Source organism: Kineococcus rubinsiae, from assembly GCF_011839805.1.
In the GTDB taxonomy this organism is placed as follows: Bacteria; Actinomycetota; Actinomycetes; order Actinomycetales; family Kineococcaceae; genus Kineococcus; species Kineococcus rubinsiae.
In genome coordinates this window covers 17,510-41,872 of record NZ_VWPY01000011.1, presented here as the reverse complement: position 1 = coordinate 41,872, position 24,363 = coordinate 17,510, and the positions used below count along the sequence as shown (strand labels likewise).

Here is a 24,363-nt window from a genome sequence, read left to right as displayed (position 1 = left end):
GCGCCCGAGCGGCGCCGCTCTGAAAGGCCCTGCCGTGCTCCGCACCCCGCCGTCCCGCCGTCCGCTGCTGGCCCTCGCCGCGGCCGGTCCGCTGCTCCTGCTCGCCGCGTGCGGCGGCGGCGCGCAGGCCGAGGGGCCGGCGGCGGGCGGCAACGTCGTCCAGGTGACCATGACCGACGACGGGTGCACCGCCGAGCCGAACACCGTCGCGGCCGGCTCAGCCACCTTCATGGTCACCAACGACGGCGCGTCCGCCGTCACCGAGGCCGAGCTGGTCAACGCGGGCGGCCGCATCCTCGGCGAGCGCGAGAACCTCACCCCGGGCCTCGAGGCGGACTTCTCCCTCGACGTCCAGCCCGGCACCTACAGCATCCAGTGCCCCAACGCGGCCACCGAGCTGACGCCCTTCACGGTCACGGGCGCCACGGCCTCCGCCGCCGGCACCGCGGACCCGCTGTTCACCGCCGCGACCACCGGCTACCAGGCCTACGTCCAGGAGCAGATCGCGCAGCTCGTCCCCGCGACGCAGGCCTTCGCCGCCGCCGTCGAGGCGGGGGACGTGGCGTCCGCCAAGGCCCTCTACGGCCCGGCGCGCCTGCCTTACGAGCGCGTCGAGCCCGTCGCGGAGAGCTTCGGCGACCTCGACCCCGCCATCGACGCGCGCATCGCCGACGTCGAGGACCCCACCACGTGGTCGGGCTTCCACCGCATCGAGCAGGCCCTCTGGGTCGACGGCACCACGGCCGGCATGGCGCCGGTCGCGCAGAAGCTCGTGAGCGACGTGACGCAGCTGCAGACGCTGGCCGCGGACGTCACCTTCCAGCCCGCCGAGCTCGCCAACGGTGCCAGCGCCCTGCTCGACGAGGTCGCCAGCAGCAAGGTCACCGGCGAGGAGGAGGCCTACTCCCACCTCGACCTGCTCGACTTCGCGGCCAACGTCGAGGGCGCGCGCAAGGCCTTCGACCTGCTGACGCCCGCGCTGACCGTGACGGACCCCGAGCTCGTCACGACCATCACCCAGCGCTTCGACGACGTGACGACGGGCCTCGCGCCCTACCAGCGCGGCGACAGCTGGGCCCCCTACACCGAGCTGAGCACCGAGCAGGTCCGCCAGCTCGCCACCGCGGTCGACGCCCTCGCCGAGCCGCTGTCCACCGTGTCCGGCAAGGTCGTGGCCGGCGCCGGGAAGTGACCCCGGCTCGCCGAGCCGGGGACGTCGCAGCAGCAGGAGGAGGGGTCGTGAGCGGGGTCCGCCCGACGCGTCGCGGAGTGCTGACGGGTGCCGCCGTCGTGGGTGCCGCCGGCATCGGCGCCGGCAGCGTGGCCTTCGCCGGCCGCTCGCCCGAGAGCACCGCGAACGCCGCCACGCGCACGGTCGCCTTCCACGGCGCCCGGCAGGCCGGCATCACCACCCCCGCGCAGGACCAGCTCGTCTTCGCGGCCATCGACGTCACGACGACGGACGCCTCGGCGCTCGCCGACGTCCTGGCCCGCTGGACCGAGGCGACGCGCGCCATGACCACCGGGGCCCACGTCGGGGGTCCCGACGGCATCGGCACCGACCCCGACGAGCCCGCCGCCGACACGGGCGAGGCCTACGAGCTGCACGCCGCGAACCTCACGGTGACCCTCGGGTACGGGCCCTCGCTGTTCGACGGCCGCTTCGGTCTGCAGGACAAGCGACCCGCTGCGCTGCAGGAGCTGCCGCCGCTGCCGGGCGAGCAGCTCGACCCGACGCGCTGCGGCGGGGACCTGTGCCTGCAGGCCTGCGCCGACGACCCGCAGGTCGCGTTCCACGCCGTGCGGAACCTCCTGCGCATCGGCCGCGGCGTCGTCGCGGTCCGGTGGATGCAGCTCGGCTTCGGCCGCACCGCGTCGACCGCGGCGGGCCAGGCGACGCCCCGCAACCTGTTCGGGTTCAAGGACGGCACCGCGAACGTGCGCGCCGAGGACACCACCGACCTCGACGCCGGCATCTTCGTCGGCGGCCCCGGTTCACCGGCGGTCGACCAGGAGTGGATGCGCGACGGCACCTACCTCGTGGCCCGCCGGATCCGCATGCTCATCGAGAGCTGGGACCGGGCGACGCTCGGCGAGCAGGAGCGCGTCGTCGGGCGCACCAAGAAGACCGGGGCGCCGCTGACGGGCAGCGAGGAGTTCGACCCCCTCGACCTCGACCGCACCGCGCCGAGCGGCGAGCCCGTCATCGACGTCAAGGCCCACGTGCGCCTCGCGGCGCCCGAGACCAACGGCGGCGCGAAGCTGCTGCGCCGCGGCTACTCCTACACCGACGGCCTCGACCCGGTTACGGGGCAGCTGGACGCCGGCCTGTTCTTCATCGCCTTCCAGAACGACCCCGAGTCGCAGTTCGTCGCGATCCAGCGGCGGCTCGGCGCGCACGACGCCATGACCGAGTACGTCAAGCACGTCGGCAGCGCCGTGTTCGCGTGCCCGCCCGGCGTCGGCCCCGACGGCAGCTGGGGCGACGGCCTGTTCACCTGACCCCTGGTCAGAGCGTTGCGGCGCAGCCAGGATGGCCCGGTGACCGCGTCCTTCGGGGCCGTCGTGATCGGCACGCCCGACCCGCCGGCGCACGCCGCGTTCTACGCCGCGCTGCTCGGGTGGGAGACCGTGGCGTCGGACCCCGGCTGGGCCCGGCTGCGCGCACCCGAGGCGGAGCGCCCCGGGCTGAGCTTCCAGCGCGAGGCCGCCGACGTGCCCCCGACGTGGCCGTGGCGCGAGGGCGGGGTCGCCCTGCAGGCCCACCTCGACGTCCTCGTCGACGACCTCGAGGCCGAGCAGGCCCGCGCGGTCGCGCTGGGCGCGCGCGTCGAGGAGCACCAGCCGACGCCGGGGGTGCGCGTGCTGCGCGACCCGCACGGGCACGTGTTCTGCCTGTTCCTGCCCGGCGCCTGACGCCGGGGGGTCACTGGGGTTCGTCGGCGCCCTCCGCCTGGTTACCGCAGCCGACCGTGCGCGCGTTCTCGACGCGGGGGTCGTCCGCGGCGAGGCCCTCGGCGACGACGGTCGTCGCGCCGTTGGCCGCGCGGCGGCCGGAGTCGCTCAGCTCGACCGCGGTCCGGGTCACGCGGAACGTCCCGCCGCCCGTGTCCTCGGCGTCCAGGCCCGCGAGCTGCAGGTCCTCCTCGTCGCCGCCCGCGACGCAGCCGACGCCCGTGCCGTAGCCGGTGAACCCCAGGTCGAACGTGTACTGCTCGCCCTCGGCGTTCTGCGTGGGCACGAGCGCGCAGTCGACGACGGCGTACAGCGCCACCGAGCGGCCGGTGTTCAGCAGCACGATCGCGGGGCCCGCGGGCTGGAGCTTCTGCCCCAGCGAGGACGCCGCCTGCGGGGCCGCGCTGGTGAAGGTCGTGGAGAACGTCGCACCGGAGGCCGTGGTGATGCCGAGCGTGCGGTCGGGGGTGTCGGCCAGCCACACGGTGTCCGCCTCGCCGTCCAGGTCGACGTCGCCCGTGACGGCGGTCCCGGCCCCGGCGGGGGCCTCCGCGCCGTTCGGCGCGCAGCCCGTCCCGCCACCGGCGCCCGGGGCGTCCGGCGTGCCGTCCGCGGTGGACGAGCTCGAGGACGGGGCGCTGGAGGTCGGCGAGGCGGCGGAGGTGGACGAGGCGGAGGACGTCGGGGACGTCGAGGCGCTGGTCGAGGACGCGCTCGGGCTCGCGGCGGCCGGCTCCGTGGCGTCGTCGGAGCCGCACCCGGCGAGCAGGGTCGCCACGGCCAGCAGCGAGGACGCGGTCAGGAGGCGGGAGCAGCGGGGAGCGGTCACGCGATCGACCGTGCCACCGCACGGGCGGTGAGGGCAACCGACTCCCCGGGGAGGGGTGTCACGGACTCGACACGTCCTCGACCGGACGCAAGACGGCGCCGCCCCCGGTGGGGGACGGCGCCGTCAGCGGGACGCGGTGAGGCTCAGGCGCCCATGTTCATGGTGTCCGGGTGCGCGCCGACGCGGCCGTCGCGGTCCAGGCCGGAGAGCGACGCGCGGTCGTCCTCGGTCAGCTCGAAGTCGAAGAGGTCGATGTTCTCGCGGATGCGCTCCGGGGTCACCGACTTCGGGATCACGAGGTTGCCGATCTCGATGTGCCAGCGCAGCGTGACCTGCGCGGGGGTCTTGCCGTGCGCCGCGGCGATCGCCTTGATGGCCGGGTCGTCGATGACACCCTTGCCCGAGGACAGCGGGCTGTAGGCCTCGGCCACGATCTGGTGGCGGGCCATCTCCTCGCGCAGCGCGACCTGCTGCAGGAAGGGGTGCAGCTCGATCTGGTTGACCGCCGGGACGACCTGGGTCTCGGCCAGCAGGCGGTTCAGGTGGTGCGGCTCGAAGTTCGAGACGCCGATGGCGCGGACGCGGCCCTCGGCGTACAGCTTCTCGAACGCCTTGTAGGTGTCGACGTAGGCGTCCTTCGCCGGCACCGGCCAGTGGATGAGGTACAGGTCCACGGTGTCGAGGCCGAGCTTCTCGAGGCTCGCGTCGAAGGCGCGCAGCGTCGAGTCGAAGCCCTGCTCCGCGTTCCACAGCTTCGTGGTGACGAACAGCTCGTCGCGGGCGATGCCGGACTCGGCGATGGCCTTGCCGACGCCGCGCTCGTTGCCGTAGATGGCGGCGGTGTCGATGTGCCGGTAACCGGCCTCCAGCGCGGTCGCGACCGCGGGGGTGACCTCGTCGTCGCCGACCTGCCAGACGCCGAAGCCCAGCTGGGGGACGGTGACGCCGTTGTTCAGGGTGATCTGGGGGACCGCAGCGGTCATGGGTGCAGGAGCTCCTCATCGGGGACGGGTGGCGTCGGGCCGGGAAGCGCCTCACGGCGCATCGCCGCTCGTAGCGGCTTCAGTTGGGACCCGGGGCTACCACGGCCCGACGCCTCCACCAGTGTAACGAGGAGGCCTCGACACGCCATCGCGGACGCGTGGCGAGCGCTCAGCCCAGGTCGCCGTCGCGCCAGCGGCGGGCGGCGGACTCCAGCTGCTCGGCGGTGCGCACGAGCCGTCCTGCGGAGCGGGTCAGGCCGGACGCGTCCTCCTCCTCACCGCCCACCCGGGGGTCGTCGGCGTGGTGAGCGCGGCCGACGGCCACGACGCGGCAGAAGGCCGCCGCCCGCTCCAGGGTGACCGCGAAGTCGCCCTCGGCCACCCCCGTGAGGACCGCGTCCAGGACGGCGGCGACCTCGGCCGGGCCGGGCGGGTCGGCGACGCCCGCGACGACCTCCATCACGGGGGCGTGGCGGCGGCCCTCGGCGAACTGCTCGGCGACCGAGCGGGGGGCGCGCTGCACCCAGGTGCGCAGGACGTAGAGCCGCCAGAGGGCCCCGGCGAGGGAGTCGGCGGGGGCGTCGGCCCACAGCTCGGCGATGACCTCGAGGCCCTCGTCCTGCGCCAGGCGCACCACGCGGCGGGTCACCTCGGCGTCGGCGGCCGAGCGGGCGCCGTGCACGAGGGCCGAGGCGGCCGCGTGGGCGGCCTCCTCGCGGGCCTGCGGGTCGACGCCGCCGGCCATGGCGAGGATCGCGTCGTCGCCGGGGAGGGCGGGGCGGTGGTGGCGCCGCTCCGGCTGCTGCTCGGGCACGTGCCGATGGTGCCACTGCGCGGCGGACGCGGCGTCCGCAGGCCACCCGGGGGTGTGCCCCGGGAGGTCAGTGGCGGTAGGGCGAGGGCGGCGCGGCCAGGACGGCGCGGGGGCAGTCGGCCAGCCGCAGCCCGCCGTGACCCAGCGCCTCGTCGCACAGCGACTCCACGCTCCAGCCGAGCTGGCTGCCGAACAGCGTGACGGTGACGCGGTACACGGTGATCTCGTACTTCGTCGGGGTGCCGTAGGCGACGTGGATGCGGCCGATCAGCTCGGCGCCCGCGTCGTTCTCCGGGCCGTTCCACGGCCGGTCGTAGCGGCTCCAGAGGCTGGGGCCGGCCTCCCAGACGCCACCGTTCTGCACGTCGCGCAGCGCCAGCTCGACGAGGACGCGGCGGGCGGCGTCCTCGGGCACGATCGCCGCGGGCCGGATGACCTCGGAGACCTCGCCGGCACGGACGGCGGCGAGCTGCGGGTCTGCCACGGTGCGGTGCCTCTCCTCGGACGGGGTGCCGGGCGGCGCCCGGTCCCCTCCCATCGGCAGGTGCCCCGGGTCACCTGAGCCGGGCCGGGACTCCCGCAGGAGCGCCGCGGGGGTGTCGTGGGACCGCCGCGGGGCCGTCCGGGGCACGGTTCGCGGGGGAGGTGGTGCGTCGTAGGCTCGGTGGGGCATGATGGCCGAGAACGGAAGGCACACCGAGTAGTCAGTCAGTCACCGCTTGTTGCTCCGCTGGGGTGCGAGGTCGTTGGGGAAGACGTCCCTCACACCGACGCAGAGGAGAACGGCATGTCCGGTGCGACGACTCGCGGCGTGCTCTTCGTGCACTCCGCACCACGAGCGCTCACTCCGCACATCGAGTGGGCCGCCGGTGGTGTCCTCGGCGTGCGCCCGTCCTTCGACTGGACGGGCCAGCCGATCGCTCCCGGCTGCCTGCGCGCGGAGTACTCGTGGCAGGCCCCGCAGGGCACCGGTGCCCTGCTGGCCTCCGCGCTGCGCGGCTGGGCCCACCTGCGCTTCGAGGTGACCGAGGAACCGAGCGCCGGCTGCGACGGCGGCCGGTGGAGCCACACCCCGGCCCTGGGCATCTTCCACTCCGTCACCGACGTGCACGGCAACGCCCAGGTCCCCGAGGACCGCGTGCGCGCCGCCCTCGACCTGCTCTCCGGCCCCGCGGCGGACCCCGACTCCGCGCGCCGCGCGCTCGCGCTGGCCGTGGGGGAGCCGTGGGACTCCGAGCTCGAGGCGTTCCGCCACGCCGGGGACGACACCCCCGTGCGCTGGCTGCACCAGGTCGGCTGACCGCCGGTCCTCGTCCCGACGTGCGACGGCCCCGCAGGATCCTCCCTGCGGGGCCGTCGTGCGTGCCGGTGGCGGCTCAGACCGAGCGGAACACCAGGCTCGAGTTGTGCCCGCCGAAGCCGAAGGCGTTGTTGAGGCCCACGAGCTGACCCTCGGCCGGCAGCGGCCGCGGGTCCTTGCGCACGACGTCGACGGAGATGTCGGGGTCGATGTCGTCGACGTTGATCGTGGGCGGCGCCAGCCGGTCGCGCAGCGCGAGGATCGTGAAGATGCTCTCCACGGCCCCGGCCGCCCCGAGCAGGTGGCCCGTCATCGACTTCGTCGCCGACACGGCGATGTGCTCGAGGTCGTCGCCCAGCGCCAGGCGCAGGCCGTGGTCCTCGGCGATGTCCCCGACCGGCGTGGACGTGGCGTGCGCGTTGAGGTGCACGACGTCGGCGGCCGTGGTGTCGGCGTCGCGCAGCGCGTCACCGATCGCCCGGCTGACCCCGAGGCCCGCGGGCTCCGGGGCGGCGATGTGGTGCGCGTCGGCGGAGAGCCCCGCGCCCAGCAGCTCGGCGTGGATGCGCGCCCCGCGGGCGCGCGCGTGCTCCTCGGCCTCGAGGACGAGCATGCCCGCGCCCTCGCCGAGGACGAAGCCGTCGCGCTGGGTGTCGAAGGGCCGCGACGCGCGCTGCGGGTCCTCGTTGCGGGTCGACATGGCGTGCATGGCCGCGAAGGAGGCGATGGGCAGCGGGTGGATCGCGGCCTCGGTGCCCCCGGCGATGACGATGTCGGCGCGCCCGGAGCGGATCATCTCCAGCCCGTAGGCGATCGCCTCGGCGCCCGACGCGCAGGCGCTGACGGGCGTGTGGGCCCCGGCGCCGGCGCCGAACTCGAGGCTGACGGCGGCCGTGGAGCTGTTGGCCATGAGCATCGGGACGGTGAGCGGCAGCACCCGGCGGGCGCCGCGCTGGCGCAGCGTGTCGTAGGCGGTCAGCAGCGTCCAGATGCCGCCGATGCCGGTGCCGACGACCGAGCCTAGGCGGACCTTGTCGACCTCGGGCGCACCCGCGTCCTTCCACGCCTCGCGCGCGGCGATGACGGAGAACTGCGCCGACGGGTCCAGGCGCTTGGTCTCCTGGCGCGTCAGGACGTCGACGGCCTTGACCGCCGCCTGCGCGGCGAAGGTGATCGGCAGCTCGATCTCGTCGATCCACGAGTCGGTGATGGAGGCCGCACCGGAGGTGCCGGCGAGGGCGGCTTCCCAGGACGAACGGACGTCGCCGCCCAGCGGCGTCGTCATTCCGAGGCCGGTGACGACGACGCGGCGAGCGGTCGCGGTCATGTCGGTCAACTCCTTCTCGAACGGTGCGGCGGTGAGGTTCCCGGGCGGGGGTCCCTCGTGCGGGGGGCTCCTCGTGCCGAGGTGCCGCGTGCGGCGGCGCCGCCAGCCGGCCCGGTGAGGGGCCGGCCGCCGGCGGCGGGTCTCAGCCCTGGGCCTGGGAGATGTAGGCGACGGCGTCGCCCACGGTGCGGAGGTTCTTGACGTCCTCGTCCGGGATGCGGACGGAGAACTTCTCCTCGGCGTTCACGACGATCGTCATCATCGACAGCGAGTCGATGTCGAGGTCGTCGGTGAACGACTTGTCGGCCTGCACGCTGTCGGTGGGCAGGCCCGTCTCCTCGTTGACGATCTCGGCGAGGCCGCTCAGGATCTCCTGCTCACTGGCCATGCGGTGCTCCTTCGGTGGTGGGCGACCGGGAACCGGACCGCCACGTCGGCCTGGGGCGCCGGTGCTGCGTCCCAGGGGTCTGGAGGGTCCCCCGCGCGGAGGCGGACCTCGTGGCGGGGGAGGGGGTCACGGCAGCCTGACGACCTGTGCCGCGTAGGAGAGGCCGGCGCCGTAGCCGATGAGCAGGGCCAGGCCCCCCGACGGCGCCTCGCCGTCGGCGAGCGCGCGCTCCATGGCCAGCGGCACCGAGGCCGCCGAGGTGTTGCCCATCTCGACGATGTCGCGGGCCACGTGCACCGAGTCCGGCAGCTTGAGCTGCTTGACCATGGCGTCGATGATCCGGCCGTTCGCCTGGTGGGCGACGAAGACGTCGAGGTCGGCCGCGGTGATGCCCGCGGCGTCCAGGGCCCGCTGCGCCACGGGCGCCATCTGCCACACGGCCCAGCGGAAGACGGTCTGGCCGGCCTGCTCGAGGTAGGGCCACGTGTCGTCGGGCGGCGTCTCCTCGCCGACGGGCTCCGCGGCGGCGACCACGGCGACCTCGTCGGGCACCAGGCGCTGAGGGGCCTTGCCGGCCCGCACGTCGAGCCAGGAGAACTTGGAGCGGATGACGTCGGCCTGGCCGCCGTCGGAGCCCCACACGGTCGGGGCGATGCCGACCTCGTCGGAGGGCCCGATCACGACCGCGCCCGCGCCGTCGGCGAAGAGGAACGCCGTCGAGCGGTCGTGCGGGTCGGTGAAGTCGGACAGCTTGTCGACGCCCACGACGAGGACGTGCTCGGCGGTCCCACCGCGCACGAGGTCGCTGCCGACCGCGACGCCGTGGCAGAAGCCCGCGCAGCCGGCGGAGACGTCGAAGGCCGCCGCGGGGGTCGCGCCCAGGCGGTGCGCCAGGACGGCCGCCGCCGCGGGGGTCTGGTACGGGTGCGAGACCGTCGCGACGATGACGGCGCCGAGGTCGCTGCCGGTCAGGCCGGCGGCCGCGAGGGCCTTCGCGGCCGCGTCCTCCGACATGTCCACGACGCTGACGTCGGGGGCCGCCCAGCGGCGCGTGACGATGCCCGTGCGCTGGCGGATCCACTCGTCGGAGGAGTCGATCCAGGTGCACACCTCGGCGTTGTCGATGATGCGCGGGGGGCGGTGCGCCCCCACGCCGAGGATCCGGGCCTCCCGGTGCGGTGCGGTGCTCAGCCGGGGGCTCACCGGCCCACCTCCACTGTCGTCGTGGCGTGGACGCCGCCGCCGTGCTCCGCGATCATGGTCCGCGCCCTCTCGAGGTCGTCTGGGGTCTTCAGCGCCAGGACGTCCACCCCCTTGAGCGAACGCTTGGCCAGGTTGGTCAAGGTACCCGCAGGCGGGACCTCGATCAGCCCGGTGACGCCCAGGGCGGCGAACGCCTGCTGGCACAGGTCCCACCGCACGGGGCGGCTGACCTGCGCGACGAGGCGGCGCAGGACCTCGCGGCCGTCGCTCACGAGCTCGCCGTCGGCGTTGGCCGCGAGGGGCACCGACGCCGTGCCGGGCTCCAGCCCGGCGGCCAGGGCCTCCAGCGTCCCGACGGCGGGCCGCATGTGCTCGGTGTGGAAGGCGCCCGCGACCTGCAGCGGGATGACGCGGGCCTTGGCGGGAGGCGCGGCGGCCAGCGCGGCGAGCGCCTCGACGGTGCCCGCGGCCACGACCTGCCCGCCGCCGTTGGCGTTGGCGGGCGTCAGCCCGTGCGCGGCGAGGACGGCGGCGACCTCGTCCGGGTCCCCGCCCAGGACGGCGCTCATGCCGGTCGGCGTGCTCGCGGCGGCCGTGGCCATGGCCCGGCCGCGCTCGCGGACCAGGACCAGCGCCTGCTCGGGGCTCAGGGCCCCGGTGGCGGCGGCGGCCGTCAGCTCGCCGACGGAGTGGCCGGCGACGGCGCCCGCGACCCCGGCGAGCTCGGCCGGGGAGGCCACGAGCTCCCGCAGCCCCAGGAGCCCGGCGGCCACGATGAGCGGCTGCGCCACGGCCGTGTCGCGCAGGGTGTCCGCGTCCGAGACCGTGCCGTGCGCGACGAGGTCGTCCCCCACCACGGCCGAGGCCCACCGCAGCCGGTCGGCGACGCCTGGCAGCTCGAGCCACGGGGCGAGGAAGCCGGGGCTCTGGGAGCCCTGACCGGGGAAGACGAAGACGAGCACCAGCCCACCCTCTCGCGCCGGGCCCCCGCACCCTGGTCACGACGCTCACCGACTTCGAGGACGACCGTTGTAGGGATCCTCCAAGTATGGCGGGGGCCGACGGGGGAACGACCCACCCAGCGTCAGCACCGGTCGGCGCAGCGTCAGGGCTCCGGAGGTGCGCCCGAGGGTGGTCTCAGCCGGGCCCGCGGTGCCCGCCCGGCCCCGGGACCTGCGACAACCGGCCCAGCGCCAGGGCCGTCTGCAGCACGAAGCGCTCCCGCGGGGAGCTCGGCGCCCACCCGCAGACCTCCCCGACGCGGCGCAGGCGGTACCGGACCGTGTTGGCGTGGACGAACAGCGAGCGCGCGCAGGCCTCGAGGGAGCCGCCGTGCTCGAGGTAGGCCGTCAGCGTCTCCAGCAGCGCGCCCCCGGCCTCCTCCAGCGGCCGGTAGGCCCGGTCCACCAGGGCGCGGCGGGCGGTCGCGTCGCCCGACAGCGCCCGCTCCGGCAGCAGGTCGTCGGCCAGCACGGGCCGGGGTGCGAGGGGCCAGGCGCGGCACGCGACCACCCCGGCGAGCGCGGCGCGGGCCGAGCGGGCCGCGACCGGCAGCGACGGCACGGTGGGGCCGATGACGACGGGGCCCTCGCCGAACTCCGTCGTCGCCAGGAGCTCCGCCGTGGCCAGCACGTCGCTCAGCCCGGACAGCACCACGACGAGCCGCTCGCCCTGGACGCCGACGAGGGCCTCACCACCGGCCGCGCGCACGGCCTTGCGCACGCGCGGGACCACGCCGGCCGGGGCGTCGTCGCTGGAGGCGCCCATCACCACGGCCGTCGGGCGGTCCAGGCGCCAGCCCAGCGCCGAGGCGCGGGAGGCGATGGTCTCCTCGCCGTCGCCGCGCAGCACCGCGTCGACGACGAGCGCCTCCAGCCGCGCGTCCCAGGCCCCGCGCGACTCCGCGGCCCGCGCGTAGACGGCGGCCGCGGCGAAGGCCACCTCGCGGGAGAAGCGCAGCAGCGACTCCCGCACCCGCGGCAGCTCCGCCGGTGCCTGGTCCCCCACGACGTCGTCGACGCCCTCCTCGACCACGGTGATGGCCGTGCGCACGAGCTCGACCGTCTGCTGCAGCGTCACCGAGCGCGTCAGCTCCCGCGGGACCGTCCCGAAGACGTTCCGGTCCATGAGGCCCACGGGGTCCGGGTCGCCCAGCCACCGCAGGAAGTCGGTGTAGCCGTTCTGGGCCACGAGGCCCACCCAGGAGCGCTCGTCCGGCGGCAGCCCGGCGTACCAGGGCAGCTCGTCCATGCGCGCCGCGATCGCCGACGCGAAGGTGCCGGCCGCCGCCTCGAGCCGGCGGACGGTCGCCGCGGACAGCTCGGGCGGGGACGAGGACACCTCGCGAGCCTATGCACGCGCGGGCGCCCGCGTCGCCGCCCCGGGCCGCGGGGACGGCGCGAGCGGCCCCCCGACGAGGACGGGCCGCGGAGATCGCCCTGGGCTAGGGTTCGAGCGCGGCGTCCCTCCCGCAGCAGGCCGTCCGACCACCGGGGGAGGCCCTGCACCGGCCGTCCGCGAGGAGCGGCCGGGGAGCCGCCGGCCCACCCCTCGCGGGGAGCCGGACGGCCGCGGGGAGGCGCTGTGCGGAGCCGACGGGGACGCCACGGAAGGGGACGCATGGGACTGCTCGATCGATGGCGCCGGGGAAGCTCCGCGCCGCAGACGACCGATCCGCTGCCGCGCCGTGCCGCCGCCCGGCTGCGCCGCCGCCGGCCCGAGGCCGCCGGCATCGGGGGCGAGGCCGCGCTGCGCGAGACGCTGCGCGAGGACCCCAACGACGAACGGGCGTTCGCGAGGCTGGCCGAGACGGTCCGCACGCGCGCGGCCGAGGGCCACGACGCCACCACCCCCTCCAGCGGTGAGGCCCGCCGGGCCGCCGACAACGCCGTGTGGGCGCTGGCCGAGGAGCTGGCGCAGAGCCCCAAGGCGTGGCGGCCCCTGCTGGAGCTGGGGCGCCTCTCCCTCACCGACGACCGCGAGGGCGCGCTGCGCCGCCTCGGCATCGCCGCCGAGCGCGACCCGTCGGGCCGGGCGCTCGCCGAGGCCCTCGCGATCCTGCGCGAGGCGGGCATGCCGAACGACGCCCTCGGCCTGGGCGTCGGGCACTGGCGGCCCCGCGAGCACGACGTCGAGGCGGGCCGGCACCTCGTGGCCGCCGCGATCGACTCCGGCCGCCTCGGGGAGGCTCGGCGGCACCTGCGGGCGCTCGCCGACCACCCGGACCAGGGGCGGGTCGCGCCGCTGCGGGCGGAGCTCGAGGAGGCCATCACGCGCGCCGACAAGGCCCGGCCCTAGCCGCACGCAGCACCGCCGCGCCGGGGCACGCAGCACCGGCCCAGGACGACGAAGGCCCCGCACCGTCACCGGTGCGGGGCCTTCGTCGTCGTCAGCGGATCAGCTCTCGCCGCCCGCGTTGCCGCTCGTGCCGGCCTTCACGTCGTGCAGCTCGTACTTCTCGATCGCCTGCCCCGGCGCGCGCCAGTCGACCTCGCCGCGCTTGGCCAGCATCTCCAGCGCCCGCACCGCGACGGAGGGGCCGTCGATGTGGAAGTAGCGGCGCGCCGCCGCCCGCGTGTCCGAGAGGCCGAAGCCGTCGGCGCCCAGCGAGGCGAACTCGCCCGGCACCCACTGCGCGATCTGGTCGGGCACCGCGCGCATCCAGTCGCTCACGGCCACGACGGGGCCGGGGGCGTCCTTCAGCTTCTGCGTGACGTAGGGGACCTTCGACTCGTCGCCCGGGTTGAGGAAGGCGTGCTCGTCGCAGGCCAGTCCGTCGCGGCGCAGCTCGTTCCAGCTCGTCACCGACCACACGTCGGCGACGACGCCGAAGTCGTCCTTCAGCAGCTGCTGGGCCTCCAGCGCCCACGGGACACCCACGCCCGAGGCGAGCAGCTGGGTGCGGGGGCCGTCGCCCTCGCCGGCCTTGACGCGGTGCAGGCCGCGGACGATGCCCTCGACGTCCACGTCCGCCGGCTCGGCCGGGTGGACCATCGGCTCGTTGTAGACCGTCAGGTAGTACATGACGTTCTCCGGGTCGTCGCCGTACATGCGGCGCAGCCCGTCCTTGACGATGTGCCCGATCTCGTAGGCGTACGCCGGGTCGTAGGCGACGACCGCGGGGTTCGTCGAGGCCAGCAGCAGCGAGTGCCCGTCGGCGTGCTGGAGGCCCTCACCGGTCAGCGTCGTGCGCCCGGCGGTGGCCCCGATGAGGAACCCGCGCGACATGGTGTCCGCGGCGGCCCAGAGGTTGTCGCCCGTGCGCTGGAACCCGAACATCGAGTAGAAGACGTAGACGGGGACCATCGGCTCGCCGTGCGTGGCGTAGGCGGAACCCGCGGCCGTGAACGCCGCGAGCGCGCCGCCCTCGTTGATGCCGACGTGCAGGATCTGCCCCTGCTCGGACTCCTTGTAGGCCAGCATCAGCTCGCGGTCGACGGAGGTGTACTGCTGCCCGTGCGGGTTGTAGATCTTGATCGTCGGGAACAGCGAGTCCATGCCGAACGTGCGGGCCTCGTCGGGGATGATCGGCACGACGCGCTTGCCGAACTCCTTGTCCCGCATCAGGTCCTTGAGCAGGCGCACGAACGCCATGGTGGTGGCGATCTCCTGCTTGCCCGAGCCCTTGGCGGCGATCTTGTAGGCGTCGTCGCCGGGCAGGTGCAGCGGCGCGTGCTGGACGCGGCGCTGCGGCACGGGGCCACCGAGGTCGGCGCGCCGCTTGCGCAGGTACTGGATCGACTCGTCCGCGTCACCGGGGTGGTAGTACGGCGGGCGGTACGGGTCCTTCTCGAGCTGCTCGTCCGAGATGGGGATGCGGAGCGAGTCGCGAAGGAGCTTGAGGTCCTCGAGCGTGAGCTTCTTCATCTGGTGCGTGGCGTTGCGGCCCGCGAAGTGCGGCCCGAGGCCGTAGCCCTTGATGGTCTTGGCGAGGATGACCGTCGGCTGCCCGGTGTGGTTCATCGCCGCCTGGTAGGCCGCGTACACCTTGCGGTAGTCGTGGCCGCCGCGCTTGAGGGACCAGATCTCGTCGTCGGACATGCCGGCGACGATCTTGGCGGTGCGCTCGTCGCGCCCGAAGAAGTTCTCCCGGACGTAGGCGCCGTTCTCCGCCTTGAACGTCTGGTAGTCCCCGTCGGGGGTCTTGTTCATGAGGTTGACCAGCGCGCCCTGGTGGTCCGCCGCGAGCAGCGTGTCCCACTCCCGGCCCCAGAGGACCTTGATGACGTTCCAGCCCGCACCGCGGAAGAACGCCTCGAGCTCCTGCACGATCTTGCCGTTGCCGCGCACCGGGCCGTCGAGGCGCTGCAGGTTGCAGTTCACGACGAAGGTGAGGTTGTCGAGCTCCTCGTAGGCCGCGAGCTGCGCGAACCCGCGCGACTCCGGCTCGTCCATCTCGCCGTCGCCGAGGTAGGCCCAGACGTGCTGCTGCGAGGTGTCCTTGAAGCCACGGTGGTGCAGGTACTTGTTGAACTGCGCCTGGTAGATCGCGTTCGCCGGGCCGAGGCCCATCGAGACGGTCGGGAACTCCCAGAAGTCCGGCATGAGGCGCGGGTGCGGGTAGGACGAGAGCCCGTTCGGCGCCGCGGAGACCTCCTGGCGGAACCCGTCGAGCTGCTCGGCGGTGAGCCGGCCCTCGAGGTAGGCGCGCGCGTAGACGCCGGGGGAGGCGTGGCCCTGGATGAAGATCTGGTCGCCGCCGCCCGCGTGGTCCTTGCCGCGGAAGAAGTGGTTGAAGCCGACCTCGTACAGCGTCGCGGACGACGCGTACGTGGAGATGTGGCCGCCGACGCCGATGTCCGGGCGCTGCGCGCGGTGCACCATGACCGCCGCGTTCCAGCGGATCCAGGCGCGGTAGCGGCGCTCGACCTCCTCGTCGCCGGGGAACCACGGCTCCGACTCGGGGCCGATGGTGTTGATGTAGTCCGTCGCCGTCAGGCTCGGGACCCCGACCTGCTGCTCACGCGCGCGCTGCAGGAGCTGGAGCATGAGGTAGCGCGCGCGGAGCTTGCCGCGCTCGTCGACGACACCGTCGAGGGAGGCCAGCCACTCGGCGGTCTCCTCCGGGTCGATGTCGGGCAGCTGCGAGGGCAGGCCGTTGAGGATGGGGCCGCCGGCGGGGCCGTTCCCCGCGTCGTCGCGTCTGGCCACGGTGGTGGTCCTCCCGCTGGAGTAGGTGGGCCCGCGGTCAGCGGGCACGGCCCCAGGTTAGGCGTCCCGCGCCCCGCCGTCCGCGCCAGGTCGGGCGGGACCTGTCCTCAGGTGCCGCCGACGGCCGCGACGGCGGCCGCGACCGGCTGTGCGGTGGCCCCGCCGACCCGCACGCGGTGCCCGCCGGCGTAGACGTTGGCGGTCGGGGGGCGCAGGAAGCCGACGAGGGTCATGCCCGTCTCGCGGGCCAGGGACACGGCCAGCGACGACGGCGCCGACACCGCGGCGAGCACGGGGACGCCCGCCACGGCCGCCTTCTGCACCAGCTCGAAGCTCGCCCGGCCGCTGACCAGCAGGATGCGCGAGCGCAGGGGCACGCGGCCCTCCCGCAGCGCCCAGCCGACGACCTTGTCGACGGCGTTGTGCCGGCCCACGTCCTCGCGCAGGCACTCCAGGCGCCCGTCGGCGGTGAACAGCCCCGCGGCGTGCAGCCCGCCCGTGCGCTCGAAGGCGGCCTGCGCCGAGCGCAGCACGTCGGGCAGGGACGCGAGCAGCTCCAGGGGGACGCTGACGTCGTCCTCGGCGAGCGGGTGGACGGTGCGGTCCAGGACGTCGTCGACGCTCGCGGTGCCGCAGACGCCGCAGGCCGAGGTCGTCGTGAAGGGCCGCGCGACCCGGTCGGTGACCAGCCGGCTGCCCGGGCGGGGCGTGACCTCCACCACGTTGAAGGTGGGCTGACCGTCCTCGCCGAGGTCCGTGCAGTGCCGCATCGCGGTCACGTCCCCGGCCCCGGAGACCAGGCCCTCGGCGTGCAGGAAGCCCAGGACGAGGTCGAAGTCGTCCCCCGGCGTGCGCATCGTGACCGTCAGCGGCTCCCCGGAGACGGTGATCTGGAGCGGTTCCTCGACCGCCAGCGTGTCCGGGCGCGGCGTCCGCGTCCCCGCCGCGGCGTCGAGGCGTTCGGTGCGCGTGCGCGTCGTGACCCGTCCCATCCGCCCAGGCTGTCACGCCTGGCGGGTGCCGCACGGCGGGCGGGTCGAGGTCCCGGCGGCGGGGTCCGCGAGGGCCACGCCTTGCGCGCCGGGGGGGTTCTCCGCTGGACTAGGCCGTCCAGAGGCGTCGGCGCGACCCGTCGGCGCCCACCGCGGTCCCCTCCGGGCGGACCTGAGGGAGAGGTAGGACAGCAGGTGAGCGCGACCGCGGACCCTGCCGCCGACCAGGCAGCAGTGGCCAAGCTGGGCTTCAAGCCCGGCCAGCTCGTCCAGGAGCTCGGCTGGGACGAAGGCGTCGACGACGACTTCCGCCGGGCCGTCGAGGACACCGTCGGCAGCGAGCTGCTCGACGAGGACGCCGACGAGGTGGCCGACGTGGTCATCTGCTGGTTCCGCGACGGTGACGGCGACCTCGTCGACGCCCTCGTGGACACGGTGACCAACCTCGCCGACGGCGGCATCGTCTGGCTCCTGACCCCGAAGAAGGGTCGCCCGGGCCACGTGCCCCCCGGCGAGATCGACGAGGCGGCCCCCACGGCGGGCCTCCACGCGACCAGCAGCGTCAGCGCCTCGGGCAACTGGGCCGGCACGCGCATGACGACGCCCAAGAGCGACCGCCGCTGAGCCTGCCCCTGGTGCCCGCGGACACCGTCCTCCGCGACCAGCACGGATCCGCGGTGCGGCTCGGGGAGCTGTGGGCCGAGGGGCCCGCGCTCCTCGTGCTCGTGCCCGCGGCCTTCTCCACGCACTGCTCCGCCGAGCTCGGGGCGCTGGCGGCCTCGGTCGCCGCGTTCGACGACGCCGGCGTCCAGGTGGCCGCCCTGTCCTGCGACCCCGTGCCGTCCCTGCGCGCGTGGTCGGAGGCCGGGGACTACCCGTTCCCGCTGCTGTCGGACTTCTGGCCCCACGGCGCGGTCTCGCGGGCCCTGGGCGCCTTCGACGAGGAGCTCGGCGTCTCCTGCCGGCTCTCCGTGCTCGTGGACTCCGCGGGCACGACGTGGTGGTCGCTGCGCCACCCGCACGACCGGGCCCGCACGCTCCAGGAGCACCTCGGTGCGCTGGAGCAGCTGCCCCGCCGCGGCTGAGCCCGGCGTACGGTGGAGCGGCCCGCGCCGCTCGCGCCCGGGCCGGGGGCCTGTAGCTCAGTTGGTAGAGCACCGCGCTTACACCGCGGCTGTCGTCGGTTCGAGCCCGGCCGGGCCCACCTCCTCCGGCGTTCCCCCGGCGCCACCGCGGTCCGGCGCCCTAGGGTGCTGAGCCGTGTCGACCCCTCCCGCTGACCCGCCCGCCCCCACCCTCGCCGAGGTCGTCGAGGCGCTGGAGACCCGCCACCCGCTCGCGTGGGCGCAGTCCTGGGACGCCGTCGGGCTCGTCGCGGGCGACCCGGACGCCCCCGTGCGCACCGTGCTGCTCGCCGTGGACCCCGTCGAGGAGGTCGTCGACGAGGCGATCGCCCGGGGCGCCGACCTGCTGCTCGTGCACCACCCGCTGTTCCTGCGTCCCGTCACGTCGGTGGCGGCGACCACGCCCAAGGGCCGCGTCGTGCACCGCCTCCTCGCGGCCGGCTGCGCCCTCTACGTCGCGCACACCAACGCCGACGCCGCGAGCCCCGGCGTCTCCGACGCCCTCGCGCGCATCCTGGACCTCGACGACCTGGTCCCGCTGGAACCCCTGGCCGCGCACCCGGACCACCCCGAGCTGGGCATCGGCCGCGTCGGCACGCTCGCCGAGCCCGTGCGCCTGGGCGACTTCGCCGACCGGGTCGCCGAGGTGCTGCCCGCCACCGAGCAGGGCGTGCGGGTCGCGGGCGACGCCGACGCCCTGGTCCAGCGCGTCGCGGTGTGCGGCGGCTCGGGCGACAGCCTGTTCGACGCGGTGCGCGCCAGCGGCGCCGACGTCTTCGTCACGGCCGACCTGCGCCACCACCCGGCGGGGGAGGCGCGCGAGACGGCGACCTCGGGGCCGGGGGACGGGCGCCCGCACCTCGTCGACGTCGCGCACTGGGCCAGCGAGTGGCCGTGGCTCGCGGGCTGCGCGGACCGGCTGGTGGCGGACCTGGCCTCGCGCGGCCGTACGGTTGGGGCCCACGTGTCCACCACGCGCACCGATCCCTGGACGCTGCGCGTCCCCAGCCGAGGAGAGTGACCGCTCGCGTGCCCAAGGCCCCGGCGATCGACCAGCAGAAGCTGCTGGACCTGCAGACCGTCGACTCCCGCCTCGCGCAGCTGGCGCACCGGCGCGCGACGCTGCCCGAGCAGAAGGAGCTCGACGCGCTGCTCGCCGAGCAGCGCACCGTCGCTGACACCGGCGTCGCCGCCCGCACCGTCGTCTTCGACGTCGAGCGCCTCGTCGCCAAGGCCGAGGCCGACGTCCAGCTCGTCCGTGACCGCGTGGCGCGCAACACCAAGCGCCTCGAGTCCGGCGCCGGCAGCGCCAAGGACCTGCAGCTCCTGCAGCACGAGCTCGAGTCCCTCGGCCGCCGCCAGGGCGTGCTGGAGGACGAGGAGCTCGAGGTCATGGAGCGCCTCGAGCAGGCGCAGGCCGCCGCCGCCGAGGTCGCGGCGCGCGAGGCCGAGCTCGCGGCGTCCGTCGAGGCCGTCACCCTCCGCCGCGACGAGGCGCTGACCGCCATCGCCGACGAGGAGCGCGGCACGGCCGCCCGCCGCGAGGCCGTGGCGATGGGCATCGACGTTCCCCTCGTGCAGCTCTACGAGAAGGTGCGCGCCCGCAACGGCGGCGTCGGCGCCGCCCTGCTGCGGGCCCGCCGCTGCACGGGATGCATGTTCGAGCTGTCCTCCTCCGACATCTCCGACCTGCGCTCCACCGCACCGGACGAGGTCGTCCTGCACGAGGAGTGCGGGCGGATCCTCGTGCGCACGGAGGAGTCCGGGCTGTGAGCCCCGCCCGCGGCTCCGGGCGGACGTTGCGCGTCGAGGCCGACGGCGGCTCGCGCGGCAACCCGGGCCCGGCGGGCTTCGGGGCGGTCGTGCGCGACGCCGCGAGCGGCGAGGTGCTGGCCGAGGTCGCCGAGTCCATCGGCCGCGCGACGAACAACGTCGCCGAGTACCGGGGGATGCTCGCGGGGGTCAAGGCCGCCCTCAGCATCGACCCCGACGCGACGCTGGACGTGCGGATGGACTCCAAGCTCGTCGTCGAGCAGATGTCCGGCCGCTGGCAGGTCAAGCACGAGGACATGCGGCGGCTGGCGAGCGAGGCCCGCGCCCTGCTGCCCGCGGGCCGGGTCACCTTCGGGTGGATCCCGCGCGCGCAGAACTCCCACGCCGACCGCCTCGCCAACGAGGCCATGGACGCCGCGGCGGCCGGGCGCGAGTGGCAGCGGACGACGACACCGGCGGCGGCGCAGGCGGAGACGACCGCCCCCGCCGCGGTGAAGGCGCCCGGCCCGGCACCGGACCGCGGGCAGCCGCTGACCCTGGTCCTCGTCCGGCACGGCTCGACCCTGCACACCGAGGAGCGCCGCATCTCCGGCCGACACGGCAGCGACCCCGAGCTCACGGAGGCGGGTCTCGCCGAGGCGGCCTCGGCGGCGGCGTGCGCCGAGGTGGTCGGCGCCGACGTCGTCATCAGCTCCTCGATGCGCCGCGCCCGCCAGACGGCGGAGGTCATCGCGGGCTCCGTCGGCGCGGAGCTGCTGGTCGACCCGCAGTGGGACGAGACCGACTTCGGCGAGTGGGACGGCTCGCGCGCCGTGGAGGTCGTGCGCCGCTGGCCCGCCGAGTACGCGGCGTGGGCGGACTCGCCCGACGTCGCGCCCCCCGGCGGGGAGTCGCTGCGCGCGGTCGAGCAGCGCGTGCAGGTGGCCCGGGAGCGGCTCGTCGCGCGCTGGGCGGGGCGGCGCGTCGTGCTCGTCAGCCACGGCGACCCGGTGCGGGCGCTGCTGCGCGCGTGCCTGGGGGCGCCCGCCTCGGTGCAGCGCTCGATCCACGTCGACCCGGGCTCGCGGAGCCTGCTGCGGCTCTGGGCGGACGGGACGTCCGAGGTGCTGGCCGTCAACCGCGTCTGAGGGGCCGGTCTAGCCCTCGCGGCGGCGGGCCACGAGCGCGGCCACGACGGCTGCGACCTCCTCGACGCTGCGGCGGTCGGTGCTGATGACGGGCCCGTGCCCGGCCAAGGCGGGGGCCGCGCGTTCGTAGGCGGGGATGCGGGCGAGGCGCCGGGCGCGCGCCGAGGGGTTCCCCGCGTCCCGCGTGATGCGCCGGGCGAGCTCGGGGGCCGAGGCGTGCAGCGTGACGTGCAGGACGTCCAGGCGCGTGCGGAGGTCGTCGAGCAGGGTGTCGAGGCGGTCGGGGTCCAGCACGGTGGCGGCGACGACGACGAGCCGGTCCTCGCGGTGCGGGGGTGCGGTGTGCGCGAGGACGCAGGCGCCCACGAGGGCGGCCCGCGCGGCGGACACGCTCGCGGGGGGCAGCGACGCGACGTCCGGCACGAAGCGGCGCGGCAGCCGGTCCACGACCCGCCCGAGCCGGGTCGCCACCCGGGGCAGCTCGACCGCGCGCGTGCCCGGCACGAGCGCCCGCAGGGCCGCCGCCGTGCTGGAGCCCCCGACGCCGTGCGGACCGTTCAGCCACACGAGCACCCCGGAAGACTAGGGCCGGGTGCTCAGGCCGTCAGCTGGAGCGCCGCGGTCGCGGCGACGACGCAGACCACCGCGCCGAGGAGGCCGAGGGCGGCGAAGCGGGGCAGCGAGATGCGCACGCCGCGGGCGCGGCAGCGCTCGAGCCACAGCAGCGTCGCGAGCGACGCCCAGGGCGTCACGAGCGGCCCGAGGTTGACGCCGATGAGGACGGCGACGAGCCGGGACGCGCTGCCCGCCAGCGGCTCGACGGCCAGGTAGGCGGGCAGGTTGTCGACGGCGTTGGCCGTGAGCGCCGACGTGGCCGCGAGCCGCAGGTGCGCCCCGAAGCCCTCCCCGGTGCCGGCGACCGGCGCGAGCAGCCGGTCCAGGCCGTGGGCCTGCAGCGTCTGCACGACGAGGAACAGCCCGGCGACGAGGACCACCGTCTGCCACGGCAGCAGCGCGGGGCGCAGCGCCTCGCGCCGCCGCCACGCGAACACCGCGATCAGGACGACGGCCGCGATCCCGGCGGGGATGGCCGGCGTGATGCCGCTGACGAAGGCGGGCGCCAGCAGGCAGCAGACGACGGCCGCGGTGCGGAACAGGACCGGGTCGCGCGGCTCGGCGGGCGGCGGCTCGCCGTAGGTGCCGCGCAGGCGCCGCCGGTAGACGAGACCGAGGACGAGCACGGCGCCGAGCAGGCCGGCGAGGAACGGCGCCCAGGACAGCCCGACGAAGGTCGCCACCCCCGAGTCGCCGAAGGCCGCGAGGCGGTCCAGCGCCAGCAGGTTGGTGAGGTTGGAGACGGGCAGCAGCAGCGACGCGGTGTTGGCCAGCCACACCGTCGTGACCGCGAAGGGCAGCGGGTCCAGGCGCAGCTGGGCCGCCAGCGCCAGGACGACGGGCGTCAGGAGGACCGCCGTGGTGTCCAGGGACAGGACCACCGTCGCGAGCGTCCCCAGGGCGACGACGAGCAGCCACAGCAGCCACGTGCGGCCCCGCCCGGCGCGCGCGGCCAGGCGCGCGGCGGCGTCGAAGACCCCGGCCGCGTCGGCGAGCTCGGCCACGACCGTGACGGCGACGAGAAAGGCCAGGACGGGCCCGGCCCGGCGGCCGACCTCGAGGGCCTCGTCCATGCTGAGCAGACCGGTGACGGCGCACGCCAGCCCCGCGAGGCCGGCGATCCACCACACCTCAGGCGCCCGTCGTGGGGGCCTGGACCTGCAGCGTCCACGGGGTGCCGGGGCGGGCGGGGGCGAGCAGCTCGACGTCGAACGCCTCGCCCACCGCCCCGGCCAGGGCGGCGACGGAGCGCGGTGGCCGGCCCGGGCGGGTCAGCAGGTGCCGGGCGACGAGCCCGCGGGTGTGCTTGGCGGCGTGGGAGACGACCTGCCCGCCCGAGAGCACCCGCACGGCCGCGGTCCGGGCCGCCGTCGCCGCGTCGGGCGTCCAGGCGGCCGCGTACGCGGCGGAGCGGCAGTCGACGACGACGCCCGGTTCCTGGAGCACGCCGGTGAGGTGCCGCCGCCAGAACGCGGCCAGCGGCCCCGGCCCCGGCAGGTCGGTGCCCATCGAGAGGCGGTAGCCGGGCACGCGGTCGCGCGGGTGCAGCGCGCCCCACAGCGCCGAGACGACGAGCACCCGCCGGGCCGCGGCCGCGGGCAGCGACGGCAGGTCGAGGGCGTCGTAGAGGACCCCGCGGTACACGGCGGCCGCGGGGGCCGCGGGCCGGTGGCGCAGCGTGGTGTTGGCCGCGACGACGTCGGCGAGGCCCTCGCTCGTGCCGAGCACGGCGGTCGCGTCGGGCCGCGCGGAGACCGCGACGAGCGCGTCGAGCACCTGCTCGCGGGCCTCGGTCAGCGCGGGGAAGGACAGTCGGTCGAGGGCGACCGGGCGCCCGCGCGCGGGCCCCGCCCACTTGGTCTCCGACGGGGGGAGCAGCACGAGCACGATCGGCGAGCCTACGTCCTGGGCTAGGCTGCTCGTGGACGAGTCGGCCGGGCGGTCGCGTCGGGCCGGGAGACCGGTCCGCCGAGGAAAGTCCGGACTCCGAAGGGCAGGGTGGTGGGTAACACCCACCCGGGGTGACCCGCGGGAAAGTGCCACAGAGAACAGACCGCCACCTCCGCGCGAGCGGGGGCGGTAAGGGTGAAACGGTGGTGCAAGAGACCACCAGCGCGCCGGGTGACCGGCGCGGCTCGGCAAACCCCACCCGGAGCAAGACCAGACAGGCAGCGTTCGAGGGCGGCCCGCCCGAGCTGCCGGGTAGGTCGCTGGAGGCGTGCGGCAACGCACGTCGTAGAGGGATGACCGCCGCCGCCCGCACCGAGAGGTGCGGGCGGGCACAGGATCCGGCTTACAGGCCGGCTCGTCCACCCTCCCCGTCCGCGGGTCCCGCGGCGGTGACCGCGATCGCCTCGACCTCGACCAGCTGGTCGGGCCAGCCCAGGGCGCTGACCCCGAGCAGGGTGCTGGGGGCGTCGTGCTCGCCGAAGGCGGCCCGCACCACGTCCCACACCGCGCCGAGGTCGTCGCGCCGGGCGGAGACGACGAAGACGGTCGACTTCACGACGTCGGACAGCTCCGCCCCGGCCGCGCGCAGGGTGGCCACGAGGTTGGCCATGACCTGCTCCGCCTGCGCGACGAAGTCACCCGCGGCGACGGTGCGCCCCTCGGCGTCCAGGGGGCAGGCGCCCGCGGTCCAGACGGTCCGGCCGGGGCCCGTGACGGCCGCGTAGGCGTAGGGGACCTGGCCGTCCAGCCCGGCGGGGCGGACGAGGGAGATGGCGTCGTCGCTCACCCGGCCCATCCTGGTCGAGGCCGCCGGGACGGTCACCCGGGTTTCC

24 protein-coding genes, 1 tRNA gene, 1 other RNA gene and 1 pseudogene are annotated in these 24,363 nt (G+C 75.7%); 12 read left to right on the top strand and 15 right to left on the bottom strand.

The window, feature by feature from the left end; genetic code table 11:
* Positions 1–34 precede the first annotated feature (34 nt).
* From efeO to F1544_RS08470, 3 genes are read left to right on the top strand one after another with little or no spacing between them, the layout of a single operon-like run.
* The gene (gene efeO / locus F1544_RS08480; RefSeq protein ID WP_308469954.1) at positions 35–1,192 is read left to right on the top strand and encodes an iron uptake system protein EfeO; all 1,158 of its coding nucleotides are present in this window, start codon (positions 35–37) and stop codon (positions 1,190–1,192) included.
* Between the two features lie 47 nt (positions 1,193–1,239).
* Positions 1,240–2,502 carry an iron uptake transporter deferrochelatase/peroxidase subunit gene (gene efeB / locus F1544_RS08475; protein ID WP_167584195.1) on the top strand — a complete coding sequence of 421 codons (1,263 nt, stop codon included), beginning with the start codon at positions 1,240–1,242 and terminating at the stop codon, positions 2,500–2,502.
* 39 nt (positions 2,503–2,541) lie between these two features.
* A complete protein-coding gene (locus F1544_RS08470) occupies positions 2,542–2,916 on the top strand; it encodes a VOC family protein (protein ID WP_167584193.1) in 375 nt (124 codons plus the stop codon).
* Positions 2,917–2,926: 10 nt separating this feature from the next.
* Here the strand turns inward: F1544_RS08470 and F1544_RS08465 are convergent, their stop codons facing one another.
* From F1544_RS08465 to F1544_RS08450, 4 genes are all read right to left on the bottom strand, one after another.
* Positions 2,927–3,784: a hypothetical protein gene (locus F1544_RS08465; protein ID WP_167584191.1), complete on the bottom strand. Its 858-nt coding sequence runs from the start codon at positions 3,782–3,784 to the stop codon at positions 2,927–2,929.
* A gap of 143 nt (positions 3,785–3,927) precedes the next feature.
* Complete coding sequence (locus tag F1544_RS08460; protein WP_167584190.1) at positions 3,928–4,767, bottom strand: aldo/keto reductase; 840 nt, start codon at positions 4,765–4,767, stop codon at positions 3,928–3,930.
* 169 nt (positions 4,768–4,936) lie between these two features.
* Complete coding sequence (locus F1544_RS08455; RefSeq protein WP_208971510.1) at positions 4,937–5,581, bottom strand: hypothetical protein; 645 nt, start codon at positions 5,579–5,581, stop codon at positions 4,937–4,939.
* Positions 5,582–5,648: 67 nt separating this feature from the next.
* Positions 5,649–6,065: a hypothetical protein gene (locus F1544_RS08450; RefSeq protein WP_167584188.1), complete on the bottom strand. Its 417-nt coding sequence runs from the start codon at positions 6,063–6,065 to the stop codon at positions 5,649–5,651.
* 303 nt (positions 6,066–6,368) lie between these two features.
* Between F1544_RS08450 and F1544_RS08445 the strand changes: the two genes are divergently transcribed.
* On the top strand, positions 6,369–6,881 hold the full coding sequence (locus F1544_RS08445; protein ID WP_167584186.1) for a DUF3145 domain-containing protein: 513 nt from the start codon (positions 6,369–6,371) through the stop codon (positions 6,879–6,881).
* A gap of 76 nt (positions 6,882–6,957) precedes the next feature.
* On the opposite strand, the gene F1544_RS08440 is transcribed toward F1544_RS08445, so the two are convergent.
* From F1544_RS08440 to F1544_RS08420, 5 genes are all read right to left on the bottom strand, one after another.
* Positions 6,958–8,208 carry a beta-ketoacyl-[acyl-carrier-protein] synthase family protein gene (locus F1544_RS08440; RefSeq protein ID WP_167584184.1) on the bottom strand — a complete coding sequence of 417 codons (1,251 nt, stop codon included), beginning with the start codon at positions 8,206–8,208 and terminating at the stop codon, positions 6,958–6,960.
* A gap of 142 nt (positions 8,209–8,350) precedes the next feature.
* Positions 8,351–8,596: an acyl carrier protein gene (locus F1544_RS08435; protein WP_166605810.1), complete on the bottom strand. Its 246-nt coding sequence runs from the start codon at positions 8,594–8,596 to the stop codon at positions 8,351–8,353.
* A gap of 126 nt (positions 8,597–8,722) precedes the next feature.
* On the bottom strand, positions 8,723–9,799 hold the full coding sequence (locus tag F1544_RS08430) for a beta-ketoacyl-ACP synthase III (protein WP_167584182.1): 1,077 nt from the start codon (positions 9,797–9,799) through the stop codon (positions 8,723–8,725).
* Positions 9,796–10,761: an ACP S-malonyltransferase gene (locus tag F1544_RS08425; RefSeq protein ID WP_167584180.1), complete on the bottom strand. Its 966-nt coding sequence runs from the start codon at positions 10,759–10,761 to the stop codon at positions 9,796–9,798. Before F1544_RS08425 ends, F1544_RS08430 begins: the two co-directional genes overlap by 4 nt.
* Positions 10,762–10,936: 175 nt before the next feature.
* Positions 10,937–12,139 (bottom strand): PucR family transcriptional regulator, encoded by a 1,203-nt coding sequence (locus F1544_RS08420; protein WP_308469953.1) that lies wholly within the window; start codon positions 12,137–12,139, stop codon positions 10,937–10,939.
* Between the two features lie 279 nt (positions 12,140–12,418).
* Here F1544_RS08420 and F1544_RS08415 point away from each other — a divergent pair, with 279 nt between their 5' ends.
* Positions 12,419–13,096: a tetratricopeptide repeat protein gene (locus tag F1544_RS08415; protein ID WP_208971509.1), complete on the top strand. Its 678-nt coding sequence runs from the start codon at positions 12,419–12,421 to the stop codon at positions 13,094–13,096.
* 99 nt (positions 13,097–13,195) lie between these two features.
* Here the strand turns inward: F1544_RS08415 and aceE are convergent, their stop codons facing one another.
* Both aceE and fdhD read right to left on the bottom strand, forming a co-directional pair.
* Positions 13,196–15,949 carry a pyruvate dehydrogenase (acetyl-transferring), homodimeric type gene (gene aceE, locus F1544_RS08410; protein ID WP_167584317.1) on the bottom strand — a complete coding sequence of 918 codons (2,754 nt, stop codon included), beginning with the start codon at positions 15,947–15,949 and terminating at the stop codon, positions 13,196–13,198.
* Between the two features lie 107 nt (positions 15,950–16,056).
* Positions 16,057–16,941, bottom strand: coding sequence for a formate dehydrogenase accessory sulfurtransferase FdhD (gene fdhD / locus F1544_RS08405; RefSeq protein ID WP_167584178.1), 885 nt, complete (start codon positions 16,939–16,941; stop codon positions 16,057–16,059).
* A gap of 195 nt (positions 16,942–17,136) precedes the next feature.
* Between fdhD and F1544_RS08400 the strand changes: the two genes are divergently transcribed.
* The 6 genes from F1544_RS08400 (at position 17,137) to F1544_RS08375 (ending at position 20,965) form a co-directional block, all read left to right on the top strand.
* Positions 17,137–17,565: a DUF3052 domain-containing protein gene (locus tag F1544_RS08400; protein ID WP_167584176.1), complete on the top strand. Its 429-nt coding sequence runs from the start codon at positions 17,137–17,139 to the stop codon at positions 17,563–17,565.
* An 11-nt stretch (positions 17,566–17,576) separates the two neighbouring features.
* Complete coding sequence (locus F1544_RS08395) at positions 17,577–18,026, top strand: redoxin domain-containing protein (RefSeq protein WP_208971508.1); 450 nt, start codon at positions 17,577–17,579, stop codon at positions 18,024–18,026.
* A gap of 46 nt (positions 18,027–18,072) precedes the next feature.
* A tRNA-Val gene (locus F1544_RS08390) sits at positions 18,073–18,145 on the top strand.
* 56 nt (positions 18,146–18,201) lie between these two features.
* Positions 18,202–19,086, top strand: coding sequence for a Nif3-like dinuclear metal center hexameric protein (locus tag F1544_RS08385; RefSeq protein WP_167584174.1), 885 nt, complete (start codon positions 18,202–18,204; stop codon positions 19,084–19,086).
* Positions 19,087–19,094: 8 nt separating this feature from the next.
* Entirely contained in the window at positions 19,095–19,838 is a 744-nt protein-coding gene (locus tag F1544_RS08380; RefSeq protein ID WP_167584171.1) for a zinc ribbon domain-containing protein, read from the top strand.
* Entirely contained in the window at positions 19,835–20,965 is a 1,131-nt protein-coding gene (locus F1544_RS08375) for a bifunctional RNase H/acid phosphatase (RefSeq protein WP_167584136.1), read from the top strand. The genes F1544_RS08380 and F1544_RS08375 overlap by 4 nt, the downstream gene beginning before the upstream one ends.
* Positions 20,966–20,974: 9 nt before the next feature.
* Here F1544_RS08375 and F1544_RS08370 read toward each other — a convergent pair whose 3' ends face one another.
* Genes F1544_RS08370 through F1544_RS08360 form a run of 3 tightly spaced genes read right to left on the bottom strand, consistent with a single transcriptional unit; the run spans position 20,975 to position 23,467 of the window.
* Positions 20,975–21,538: a hypothetical protein gene (locus F1544_RS08370; protein ID WP_167584169.1), complete on the bottom strand. Its 564-nt coding sequence runs from the start codon at positions 21,536–21,538 to the stop codon at positions 20,975–20,977.
* Between the two features lie 23 nt (positions 21,539–21,561).
* A complete protein-coding gene (locus F1544_RS08365) occupies positions 21,562–22,710 on the bottom strand; it encodes an ArsB/NhaD family transporter (RefSeq protein WP_167584167.1) in 1,149 nt (382 codons plus the stop codon).
* Between the two features lies 1 nt (position 22,711).
* A complete protein-coding gene (locus F1544_RS08360) occupies positions 22,712–23,467 on the bottom strand; it encodes a YaaA family protein (RefSeq protein WP_167584165.1) in 756 nt (251 codons plus the stop codon).
* A gap of 39 nt (positions 23,468–23,506) precedes the next feature.
* Here F1544_RS08360 and rnpB point away from each other — a divergent pair.
* An RNA gene (rnpB, locus tag F1544_RS08355) (RNase P RNA component class A) lies at positions 23,507–23,892 on the top strand.
* A 26-nt stretch (positions 23,893–23,918) separates the two neighbouring features.
* Here rnpB and F1544_RS26835 read toward each other — a convergent pair.
* Positions 23,919–24,326 (bottom strand): annotated as a pseudogene (locus tag F1544_RS26835) (RidA family protein); the annotation flags it as partial.
* Positions 24,327–24,363: the final 37 nt, after the last annotated feature.

Excerpts from the sequence above, each read along its gene's own strand:
- F1544_RS08440 (WP_167584184.1), bottom strand. The coding sequence starts at position 8,208 with ATGACCGCGACCGCTCGCCGCGTCGTCGTCACCGGCCTCGGAATGACG.
- F1544_RS08445 (WP_167584186.1), top strand. The coding sequence starts at position 6,369 with ATGTCCGGTGCGACGACTCGCGGCGTGCTCTTCGTGCACTCCGCACCA.
- F1544_RS08460 (WP_167584190.1), bottom strand. The coding sequence starts at position 4,767 with ATGACCGCTGCGGTCCCCCAGATCACCCTGAACAACGGCGTCACCGTC.
- F1544_RS08435 (WP_166605810.1), bottom strand. The coding sequence starts at position 8,596 with ATGGCCAGTGAGCAGGAGATCCTGAGCGGCCTCGCCGAGATCGTCAAC.
- fdhD (WP_167584178.1), bottom strand. The coding sequence starts at position 16,941 with ATGGGACGGGTCACGACGCGCACGCGCACCGAACGCCTCGACGCCGCG.
- F1544_RS08415 (WP_208971509.1), top strand. The coding sequence starts at position 12,419 with ATGGGACTGCTCGATCGATGGCGCCGGGGAAGCTCCGCGCCGCAGACG.